8 protein-coding genes are annotated in these 11,672 nt (G+C 47.3%); 6 read left to right on the plus strand and 2 right to left on the minus strand.

Translation table 11 applies throughout. The features are described 5' to 3' along the window. Positions 1-15: 15 nt before the first annotated feature. A complete protein-coding gene (locus C161_RS06090) occupies positions 16-1,812 on the minus strand; it encodes an ABC transporter ATP-binding protein (RefSeq protein WP_036668760.1) in 1,797 nt (598 codons plus the stop codon). Next, a complete protein-coding gene (locus C161_RS06095) occupies positions 1,805-3,547 on the minus strand; it encodes an ABC transporter ATP-binding protein (protein WP_036668761.1) in 1,743 nt (580 codons plus the stop codon). Before C161_RS06095 ends, C161_RS06090 begins: the two co-directional genes overlap by 8 nt. A gap of 361 nt (positions 3,548-3,908) precedes the next feature. Here C161_RS06095 and C161_RS06100 point away from each other — a divergent pair, with 361 nt between their 5' ends. From C161_RS06100 to C161_RS06125, 6 genes are all read left to right on the plus strand, one after another. Then, a complete protein-coding gene (locus tag C161_RS06100; RefSeq protein WP_051449608.1) occupies positions 3,909-4,832 on the plus strand; it encodes an S-layer homology domain-containing protein in 924 nt (307 codons plus the stop codon). 824 nt (positions 4,833-5,656) lie between these two features. Further along, on the plus strand, positions 5,657-6,628 hold the full coding sequence (locus tag C161_RS06105) for an ABC transporter permease (protein WP_036668763.1): 972 nt from the start codon (positions 5,657-5,659) through the stop codon (positions 6,626-6,628). A 15-nt stretch (positions 6,629-6,643) separates the two neighbouring features. Further along, positions 6,644-7,552 (plus strand): carbohydrate ABC transporter permease, encoded by a 909-nt coding sequence (locus tag C161_RS06110; protein ID WP_036668765.1) that lies wholly within the window; start codon positions 6,644-6,646, stop codon positions 7,550-7,552. 41 nt (positions 7,553-7,593) lie between these two features. Beyond that, positions 7,594-9,189, plus strand: coding sequence for an extracellular solute-binding protein (locus C161_RS06115; RefSeq protein WP_036668767.1), 1,596 nt, complete (start codon positions 7,594-7,596; stop codon positions 9,187-9,189). 107 nt (positions 9,190-9,296) lie between these two features. Beyond that, complete coding sequence (locus tag C161_RS06120; RefSeq protein WP_036668769.1) at positions 9,297-10,583, plus strand: alpha-L-fucosidase; 1,287 nt, start codon at positions 9,297-9,299, stop codon at positions 10,581-10,583. Between the two features lie 63 nt (positions 10,584-10,646). After that, positions 10,647-11,669 (plus strand): carbohydrate-binding family 9-like protein, encoded by a 1,023-nt coding sequence (locus C161_RS06125; RefSeq protein ID WP_036668771.1) that lies wholly within the window; start codon positions 10,647-10,649, stop codon positions 11,667-11,669. Positions 11,670-11,672: the final 3 nt, after the last annotated feature.

The raw sequence follows: 11,672 nt of genomic DNA on the forward strand, positions 1-11,672 counted from the left end.
TGATATAGCTGAATTTTAACCTGCATCACGCGCATGGGTGTACAAGTCTGCATATACACCGTTGGCTGCGATTAGTTCCTGGTGCGGTCCTTCCTCCACAATCTCACCATTCTCCATCACCAGAATTCGATCGGCATGCATCACTGTGGACAGGCGATGAGCAATGACAATGGTGGTGCGTCCCTGGGATACCGATTCCAGCGCCTGCTGCACAAGCTGTTCCGTGTGTGAGTCCAGATTGGCGGTTGCCTCATCCAGGATGAGCACTCGGGGCTGGAACACCACGATCCGGGCAAATGAAATCAACTGCCGCTCCCCAGCGGATAGTCCGCTTCCGCGTTCGGATAGATGTGTATCATATCCTTGTGGCAAACGTGAAATCATCGCATGTGCCCCGACAAACCGGCAGGCCTCAATCGCCTGCTCTCGCGTAATATCCTCACGAAACATCCTCACATTATCAATAATGGAACCGGAGAACAGGAAGGGTTCCTGTTGAATCAGACCCACGATCCGATGAAGCTTAGCCTGCGGCAGATGCCGGATATCGGTACCATCAATCTCGATACTGCCCTTGTCTACATCATAGAAACGATTGAGCAGGGAGATCAGTGTACTTTTACCAGCGCCTGTTGTGCCTACAATACCTACCATTTCACCCGGATAGAGGTGCAGGTTCATCTGTTGGATCAAGGGCCGGTCTGCCCGATAACCAAACGACACATCATTAAAATCAATCTGGCCCATCACATTTTGTGGTTCCAGCGAGGAGGCCATCACGGGTTTGGGATCGGCAACTTCAGGCCGTGTATTCAGAATGTTCCAGATGCGATCCATTGATACGGTCGTGGACTGGAATGTATTCCATTGCATCGTAATCTGGTTAATCGGTTGAAAGAACTGACGAATATAGCTGATAAACGCATACAATACCCCGACTTGCAGGGACTCACCCAGTACGGCGCGACCTCCAAGCCAGACCATCATAACCAGTGCCGCATTGCCAAGGATATCAAACGTCCGGTTGAAGATAACATTGGAGCGGGCTTGAGCAATATTGGCTTTCAGATGGAGCGCATTCTGTTCCGAGAAACGTTTCTTCTGTTCTTCTTCCTGGTGAAAAGCTTGAATCAAAAACATGCCGGACAAGTTCTCCGCCGTAAATGCGATCAAACGGGAAAGCCGCGTACGAGCATTCTGATAAGCTTTCCGCAGTCGACTACGGAATAACACTGCAACTACCGCAATAACAGGCAGAACGATCAGGGAGTATGTCGCCAGCACAGGATCAAGTTGGAACATAAAGACGATAATGAGCACCAGCATCATACCATCTCGAATCAGACTGAGCAGTACTTGAGTGAAAAAGCTGCTGATGGTCTCCGTATCACTGGATACGTTTGTGACCAGACTGCCGATATGAAAACGGTCAAAGAAGGACATGGACATCTTGGAGATATGCTTGAACAGGTCCTTTCTGATCCGGGATACAATGTTCTGACCCACATGCTGCAACAGATTATTCTGGATATAGGTAAAAATAAAACTGATGACAGCCAGCCCAAGAAAGATGGCTGCGAGCTGAACGAGAAAGCCCACACTGGTCTGGCCCACGGCCAGATGATCATCGATGGCGATCTTCACCAGATAGGGTTGCAGCAGATCTGCCGATATGCCCAGCAGTGAGCAGAAGAAGATACCAGCAAAAGTCCATTTATGCGGTTTGGCGTATGCCATCATCGCCTTAAACGAAGTTCGTTTACTCTGATCGTCTTCTGCATCTGGATGAAGTTCAGCGTTAGCGTTAGACATGATGTAATCCCTCCTCCTGCAAACGGTAGGTGGCTGCATATAACCCCTTGGCAGCCATCAACTGCGCATGTGTTCCCTGTTCAGCGACTCGCCCTTCATCCAGAACGATAATATCGTCGGCATGACGGACCGCGCTGATGCGATGAGAGATGATTAATGTAGTCTTGCCCTTGCCGATCTCACGCAGGCTACGCAGAATACCACTCTCGGTGACAGCATCAACCGCGCTCATGCTGTCATCCAGAATAAGTAACTGTGCTTGTTTGATCAGTCCTCTTGCAAGGCTGGTTCGCTGACGCTGTCCACCAGACAGGGTGAGTCCACGTTCGCCAAGCAGTGTATCAAAGCGATCAGGAAAACGGACAATATTATCATAGATCATGGCTTGCCGTGCACTATGTTCCACTGTATCCAGCGATACTTCCCGGTCGCTAAATGCGATGTTATCTCGGATGGTGGTACTAAACAGGAATCCATCCTGAGGGACATAAGCGATGCGCGATCTTAGACTTTCCAGCGACAGCTGCCGAATATCGGTACCATTGATGCGAATTGTTCCTTCAGGTGGTTCATATGTACGCAGCAATAGCTTAACGAGGGTACTTTTACCTGAGCCGGTCTTCCCTACAATACCGACCGTTCGCCCGGCACGGATATGGAGTTGAATGTTTTTGAGAGCAGGAGATGAACTGCCAGGATAGGAGAAGGTTAGATTCTCCATGGTGATATCTTGTACGGTTTGGAGCGCTGTGGCTTCAGGAAGTTCACGTACATCCGCTACTTCGCTGAGCAGGTCATTCACCCGCTCCAGTGATGCGCCTGAGCGCTGAACGGTATTAATAACATTGCCGATCTGTTGAAGCGGTCCCATGATCATGCGCAGATATAAGGTTAAGGCGACAAAACTCCCGAGTGTAATAGAATTCTGCATGGTCATAATACCTCCGACAAGCAGAGAAACGACCAATGAGATAGCTCCCAGCAGCGGGAGCAAAGCCTGAAACAACGAAGACAGACGAACCAGTCGAAGCTGTTTGCTCTTGATTGCATCGACGGTAGTTCCAAAGCGTGCACGAGCACTGTCTTCAATGGCAAACGTCTTGGTTACGCGGATGCCACCCAGCTGCTCTTCCGCCGATTCCGTCATGGTTGCAAGAGCTTCCTGCACGTCGCGAGAGCGCTTGCGAATCCGTGGACCAAAAAACACGACCAGAAATGGAATTGCCAGCAAAGGAACAACACTGATTAGAATGAGGGTCAACGGAATCCCGCTAAGCAGCATCATGACAATGCAGGACAACAACAGGAAGGTGGCATTGGTCATGAGCGTCACGCCATTGGATATCGCTTCACGTACGGAAGTCACGTCATTCATGACATAACTGAGCAGCTTTCCGTTCCCCTGTTTGGAGAAATAATGTTCGCTAAGTTCGGAAAACTTACTGAATATACGCTCACGCGTCATGAATTCGAAGCGTCGACCCAGCTTCATAATCATGAATTGCCCGGTACCGAACAGCAGATTATACCCGATGGCAATAGCCAGAAGGGACAGGCTGTACCTTACGACCGTCTGCATCTGAAGAGAGTTCTGCATCAACTGATCCGTGAAGCTGCCGAGTATGCGGGGCAGGGATGCTTGCCCGACATTGGAGGCAATAATCAGAAGAACAGCAACCAGATAAACAGGCCAGTTCGACACAACATAACCGCGGAGTAATCCTTTCTTGGACATAAGCGTTGTTCTCCTTTTGTTATAGGTGAAGTCAGTTCAGGCAGGTGGAGTCAAGAAAAGGGCCGACACCTGTTATTAGCGCGTCGTGCCCTCTTACTGTATGCGATCCAGTTCGTTGTTTATCCGTCATCCGATAGATTTCTCTATTCTTATTTTTGCGCTAATCCGAATCAATGTCAACGAAGCCAGTTAGCAAAAAGCAGGTGATCGGATTATCGGCGTTGGAGAAGGGTTCTATGCCGTGTTCTCGTGTTGTATTCACCAGATGTCGAAATTACTGAAACATTTTCTAGGGATGCCCCGTCTGTAGGAATGAAGAGGTTAAAAATAGGCTTTACTAATCATATGGAGGTGCCAGGAAATGAAACATAAAAAAGGATTGGCTGCAACACTTGCGCTCTGCGTTTCTTTGACAGCAGGAGGTGCATCGGTATTTGCTTTCACAGATGTGAAGGATGAAGGTCAGAAGTCGGTTGTGGATTCTTTGAAATCAAAAGGCATTGTTAACGGAGTAACGGCGGATCTGTTCCGTCCAGATCTTGCATTGTCCGAGCCACAGGGTGTTCAACTGATTGTGAATGCATTTGGTCTGAAAAATGAATTTGCGGAAGCATCCGCTCAGAATAAAATCAGTCCGGATACGTGGTATGCCGATGCGGTGCAGGCCGCTACTCAGAATGGACTGTCCATTCCGGTGGAAGTGAACCCGCAGGGCAAGATGACACGTGAACTGTTTGTCATTTTGCTGAATGAAGGGATTAACACAACCGGGAATTATCCGGTCATCATGAAGTATAATCTTGTTAAGGACGAAAATAAAATCGGTAAGGACGCCGTATCTGCAGTCCAGAACCTGCTGAACATGAACATCATTGAACTGGATAAGGACGGGAATTTCCGTCCAGATCAGTCGCTTACCCGTATGGAGGCTGCAAGCATGATCTTCAATGCACTTGAATTTGTGGATAAACACGGCAATGGCGGCTCAGCAGAGCCAACTCCAACCAATCCAGGTGAAGGCCAACAAGCGATTGTACCTGAAGTAACAACGACCAAGGTTGATGACAAAACAACCAAAGTTAAACTCAGTGCTGAAATGCCGCACCCTGGTTATGGATTGAAGATTGATGATGTGAAATTGGAGAAGGATGGACGCGCCATCGTGCTCTATTCCATTATTCAACCTGATCCGGACATGATGTATCCAATGGTTATCACCAATGTGACTGCAGAAACGGATATCCCAACAGGGTATACAGCAGAAGCTCAACCTTCTGGCAAGTAAATTCACTGCAAACCCTACAAACTGAACATGGTTGAAACGGATGTGTATCTTCAAAACGACTCTCCATACATGTATGGAGAGTCGTTTTTTATTTGAGTTAAAACAGTACACAGGTTTGCATATGATTATTTATATTACATTTAGTGTAATTAATCCTGTCGCTTTTTTATAAAGAAATGGATATCTACTTAGGATGTAAAGCCAGTTCGTGTTAGCGGAATGGCTTTTTTTAATGGTCTTTTCCGAAATATCTACTGTTTTCAGATTCCACACCTTGTGCAAAATCTACATATATGACTCCAAATTACTAGTGTTTATAAGCGTTTATGTATCCTGAAGGCAAAGATAAAAACAACATATATACGAAAGAGGGAGGAGAAATATAGAATAAAGGCAAGCCATCACAGGCTTGTAGTTTGCGAGAGATGTATGATAGATAATATTACATTTCATCACGTCGGTAAAACCTTGAAACCTGCAAACCTTAGAATTCAGTATGATGGCTGTAGACATCAATACCATGTCCCATGCGTATATGTGGGTTTTGACTTTAAGGTCTGTTTTTTAACCTAAGTTCGGATCTGACATCTTTCAAGTTCATGTGATGAAACTCTCAATGACAACTACAGGAGGGAAATAGGTCAAATTCTACATGTTTTATACTCGCGAAATGACAATGACAAGCTGGCAACAAAAGTGTAAACCCCTGTTGTAACAGTATATTCCGTGATTTAGAAGTGAAGATTGAAATGGCATATTTACGGATTAGGCAATGAACCATAAACTCGGTATGTAAGCGTTACCAAAAAAGGAGGAAACAACTGATGCAACCAGATGGGAAGTCCGCCTTATCGCAAAACTTATCGGTATACACGAATCCGAGCAGTAAGAAAAATAAATTATGGAGAAGGACGATTCGGAACTGGGAGTTGTATCTGTTTATTGCGCCAGCCTTTTTATACTTTCTGATATTCCATTATGGTCCGATGTACGGCATACAAATTGCATTTAAAAACTTTATCCCAACGCTTGGTGTCACAGGAAGCCCATGGGTCGGATTCGATCATTTCATCCGTTTCTTCAATTCGTATTATTTCTGGGATTTACTATGGAATACCCTTAGCATCAGCTTGTATGAGCTGGCTATAGGTTTTCCACTGCCGATTATTCTGGCGTTAGCGTTCAATGAAGTGAAGGATTCCTTCTTCAAGCGTACTGTGCAGACCGTCACGTATGCACCGCATTTCATTTCGGTCGTGGTGATGTCGGGGATGATCATTACCTTTTTATCACCCTCGTCAGGCATGATTGTCAATTTGGTACAGGCCCTTGGATTCCAGGCACCTCAATTCCTGACGGACCCTGCGTGGTTCAAGACAGTGTATGTACTATCAGGAGTCTGGCAAAGTGCAGGCTGGGGCACCATTATATACCTTGCCGCTCTATCGGGTGTGGACCCGCAACTGCATGAAGCGGCTGTGGTGGATGGTGCGAGCCGTTTCAAACGGATTTTGCATATTAACATTCCAGCGATCATCCCTACGATCACCATCTTGTTAATTCTGAATATGGGCAGTATTCTGGGCGTCGGATTCGAGAAAATCCTGTTGCTGCAAAATCCGCTGAACATGGGCTCGTCCGATGTCATCTCAACATTTGTCTATCGATCCGGTCTGGTCGATGCGCAGTACAGTTTCTCTACGGCGGTGGGATTGTTCAACTCCGTAGTGAATGCGATTCTGCTTATTACCGTGAATCAGATTGCACGCCGCACCAGTGAAAACAGCCTGTGGTAAAAGGAGGGAATACACATGTCATCCGCTGTGAAAGAAAGCAGAAGTGATAAATTGTTCCTATTGTGCAATTACATCTATCTGACGGTAGCGCTCGTCATTGTGCTGTATCCGCTGTTATACATCATCAGTGCTTCAATCAGTGATCCCAAATATGTAGCCTCTGGTGAGATGTGGCTACTGCCAAAAGGGATTACGTTTGAAGGTTACGCCCGGGTGTTTGAGAACACCAACATCTGGATTGGGTACAAAAATACGATTATCTATACCGTTGTAGGCACCATCGTTAACCTGATTGTTACACTACCGGCAGCCTATGCGCTCAGCCGCTCGGACTTTGTGGGACGAGGATTCTTCATGGCGATGTTTATGGTAACGATGTTCTTCGGCGGAGGGCTTGTCCCAAGTTACCTGCTGGTCAAGGATCTTGGTATGGTGAACAGCATGTGGGCACTTATTCTGCCCGGGGCTGCATCCATCTGGAATATTATCGTATGCCGGACGTTCTTCCAATCGACCATTCCCAAGGAGTTACAGGAAGCGGCGCATATTGATGGGTGTACCAACACCCGGTTGTTCATCAAGATTGTGCTCCCGCTTTCGATGCCAATCATTGCAGTGATGGCGCTCTTCTATGGAGTCGGACACTGGAACAGCTATTTTAGTGCCATGATCTATCTGAATGATTCCTCCAAGTACCCGCTGCAGCTCTTTCTGCGCCAGATTCTGGTGCTTCAAGAAATGGCGGCTCAAGGGGGAGGCGCTATCGATACGTCTTCAGCAACGGCGATGAATACCAAAGCGGAGATCGCTGCACTGGTCAAATATGCTGTCATTATTGTTGCCACCCTACCGGTCATTGCGGTGTATCCATTCCTCCAGCGTTACTTTGTACAGGGTGTTATGATCGGTTCCGTTAAAGGATGATCTTAATCCATATACCACATTAAACAAGGGGAGTTGTTGTTATGAAAAAGCTTCGCAAGGCTTCATCCATTACACTCTGTCTCACCTTATTCGCAACATTGCTTGCAGCTTGTGGTTCAACCAATGAAGATGGAGGCACGACCTCCAAAGTAGAGGGGGTCAAAAAGGAAGGTTTCCCCATTGTAGACAAAACGCTAACGTTGAAGGTCATGTCCCAGGATGCGGGCGTAGCCGATTGGAGCACCATGCCTGTGCTGCAAGAAATGGAGAAACTGTCGGGCATCAAGCTGGAGTACCAGCTCTCACCAATCGACAGCTTTGAAACGAAGAAAAATCTGGTTTTCGCGAGCGGAGACTTGCCGGATATGTTCTATGCTGCGGACCTCAAGCCAGCCGAGCAGGTGACTTATGGCAGCCAGGGCATCCTGATCCCGTTGGAAAAATACATTGACGAAGGTTACGCCCCAAATATCAAAAAGATTCTCGATGAGAACCCGGATGTCCGTAAATCATTTACAACACCTGATGGGCATATGTATGCACTCCCATTCATTGATAAAGCCGCCGTATGGTATAGAGGCCCAATGTGGTACAACGGGGAATTCTTGAAGGCACTTAACGTAGAAGAGCCCAAGACTACGGAAGAATTGTATACCTATCTCAAGCGTGTAAAAGAAGAAGATCCTAATGGCAATGGCCAGCAAGATGAAATTCCGCTTACTTCTGTAAAACTGGATGATCTTCGCATGTTTTTCTTCGGCTTCTGGGGAATGTACAACGAAGGCATCTATTCCGATAAAGACGGTAAAGTTCACTATCCTTATCAAGAAGAAGGTTACAAAGGTTATCTTACATTCATGAACCGCTTGTGGAAGGAAGACTTGCTGGATCATGAGACCTTCTCTCAAACAGGTGATCAGAAAAAAGCTAAAGGTGAAAGCAATAAACTTGCACTGTTCAACGATTACCATCCATACTTCACGCTCGGTGGTGAACCTAGCACGGATCATCCGCTGATGACACCCGTGAAGAGCGAGGTGGCAGACTCTCCGGTATACGGCAAACATCCGGGCATGTCGGCTCGGGGTACCTTTGCTATTACAAGCAGCAACCCGTCACCCGAGGCGACAATGCGATGGATTGATTACTTATACAGCTATGAAGGTGCGACACTGTTCAATCAAGGTCCGGAAGGTGTGCTGTGGAAATTCAAAGACAAGGAAAATCACGTTAAAGAGTGGCTCCCCGTTCCTGGCGGCGGTGATCGTGAGGAATACCGCGGTAAAATCACGCCGAACTTTGGTATCTTGACACCGGGTATTAATGATCCGGATGTAGCGAAGGGTCTACGCACCGAATTTGATGAGTGGATTGACCAGCAGAATCAAGAGAAGTTGGTACCTATCGGAAAAGCGCCATTTCCTAACGTGTATTTGACGAATGAAGAGCAAAGCGAAGCAACCGCTCTATTGTCTGACCTGGATACGTACGTTAAACAGATGGAAGCGAAGTTTGTGACCGGCCAGGAACCACTTGAGAACTGGGATAAGTACATTGCACAGATGAAGAAAATGGGCAGTGACCGTATCATCGAACTGTATCAGGGGGCATATGACCGCTGGAATTCGGGGCAATAAAGCCTATCGAGGTACATCCCATGCAGAAAGACAGCAGTTAGCTTCAATATTGTTAGCTGCATTAAATTTTTCGCATATAAGAATTCACGGGGGAGGTGTGGACCGTTATGCAGAAATGGTTTGAAGAAGCCAAACTGGGGATATTCATCCACTATGGCATCTATGCGGTGGACGGGGTTGCGGAATCCTGGTCCTTCTATAATGGCAGGATATCCTATGAAGAATATATGAAACAGTTGGATGGTTTTACGGCATCGGAATTCAATGCGGAGAAGTGGGCGGAATTGATTGAGAAGTCTGGTGCCCGGTATGCCGTATTAACAACGAAGCATCATGATGGCGTTGCTCTATGGGATACGCAATATAGTGATCTCAATGTTGTCAAACAGACACCAGCGAATCGGGACATTGTGAGGGAATATGCGGAAGCGATTCGGGAAAAGGGCATTCATCTGGGGATGTATTACTCGCTCATTGATTGGTCACACCCGGATTATCCTAGCGTGTATGAAGGTGGGAAAGTACCGGAGGATCTCAGTAGTGTCAACCGGCATTCAAGTCCTGTGGACGGTGTTCAAGATCAGGCAAAGTGGCAGAAGTTCCTGCAATTTAATAACCATCAACTGGGAGAGATTTTAACAAATTACGGAAAGGTGGATCTGCTGTGGTTCGATGGGGACTGGGAACGGAGTGCCGAGCAGTGGAATCTGCCGGAGTTCAAGCATTATCTGCAATCTTTTAACCCGGATATCATCATCAACTCCCGCCTTCAAGGTTATGGGGATTACAAAACGCCTGAGCAAGGCATTCCGATCACAAGACCGGAGGGACCCTGGGAATTCTGCACCACGATCAATAGATCTTGGGGTTATGTGCCAACCGATCATAAATATAAATCCCTAAATCAGATCATTCGAATGTTCTGTGACTGCATTTCGATGGGCGGTAATATGTTGCTGGATATCGGTCCGCGTGAAGATGGCACCATCGATCAGAGGCAGGAGGATATTCTGCTTGGACTGGGAGCTTGGATCCGAACCCATGAAGAGGCCGTCTTTGGTACGGGGGAAGGCATTATGCCTCGCTATTATCTGGGGGGAAGCACCGTATCAGAGGATCGAAAGACGCTGTACCTGTTTGTGTATGACGATCCAAAAGAGAATGTGTGCATCAAGGGTCTCTGCAATCCGATCAAAAAAATTACCGTGCTGCATTCGGGCAAAGAGCTTAATCATGAGATTCATGGGGGCGTGCCTTGGTTCAATATCCCGGGGACAACGTGGATCAAGATGACCCCGGAGGACACGCATGAACAGGTGACAGTTCTTAAGATCGAATTCAATGAGGAGCTGGAAATGTACGGCGGCTCTGGAGCCGTTGTCACCCATAACTAACCATTACGGGGAGGGTGTGTGCTGGTAGAAGCATGCCCTCCCTTACGAATTGGAGAGAGTGACATGAACAGAAGTGGAGTGCCAGAACCCAGGATTGAGTATGCTCCCAAACATTATATATGCAAGCGTGCGCAGGAACCGTTGTTGTTAGACGGTCGTGTGGATAAGGCATTTTGGAATGCGGCTCATTGGACGGAGGATTTCGTTGATATCGAAGGTGATCTTCGTCCGAAGCCAGAGAAACAGACACGGGTAAAAATGCTGTGGGATGACGACTATTTCTATTTTGCTGCCGAGCTGATTGAAGATCAGATCTGGGCTACCCTGACTGAACGTGATTCCGTTATTTTCTATGACAATGACTTCGAGATTTTTATCGATCCCGACGCGGATTCCCATCAATATTATGAGTTCGAGATCAATGCGCTCAATACGGTATGGGACCTGTTATTAGTGAAGCCGTATCGGGATGGTGGGCCTCCGGTTAACGGTTGGGATATTAGCGGTCTCAAGACGGCCGTATATATCGACGGGGAACTGAACAGACCTGGTGCAGAGAACCGGAAATGGAGCGTGGAAGTCGCGATTCCCTGGACCAGTCTAAAAGAATGTGCCGAAGGAAACCGTCCACCTGCGCCGGGTGAGTTCTGGCGCGTCAACTTCTCACGTGTGGAGTGGCAGACCGAGGTACAGGACGGTGAGTACCGCAAGGTGCTGAATCCAGATACTGGAAAACCTTATCCGGAGGACAACTGGGTGTGGTCACCCATGGGCATCATCAACATGCATTACCCGGAGTTGTGGGGTTATGTTGTATTCTCGGATGAAGGAACGGATCAGTCGTTTGAGTTGCCGGAAGATGAACGAATCAAATGGGAGCTTCGCAAGCTCTATTATCGTGAACGCAATTATTATGAAACCCATGGTGAATTTACACAGGATGTGAAGCTGCTTATGGGTGAGGAATCGTGGAGCTGTGAGCCTGTTATTGAAACGACTCGTAGCCTTTTCCAGATTACTGCGCCGTCTTCGGACGGAACGGCCTTGATCTGTATTCGGGAAGACGGAAAGCTGTGGAAGGAGTGAGAA

Source organism: Paenibacillus sp. FSL R5-192 (genome assembly GCF_000517845.1).
Taxonomy (GTDB): domain Bacteria; phylum Bacillota; class Bacilli; order Paenibacillales; family Paenibacillaceae; genus Paenibacillus; species Paenibacillus amylolyticus.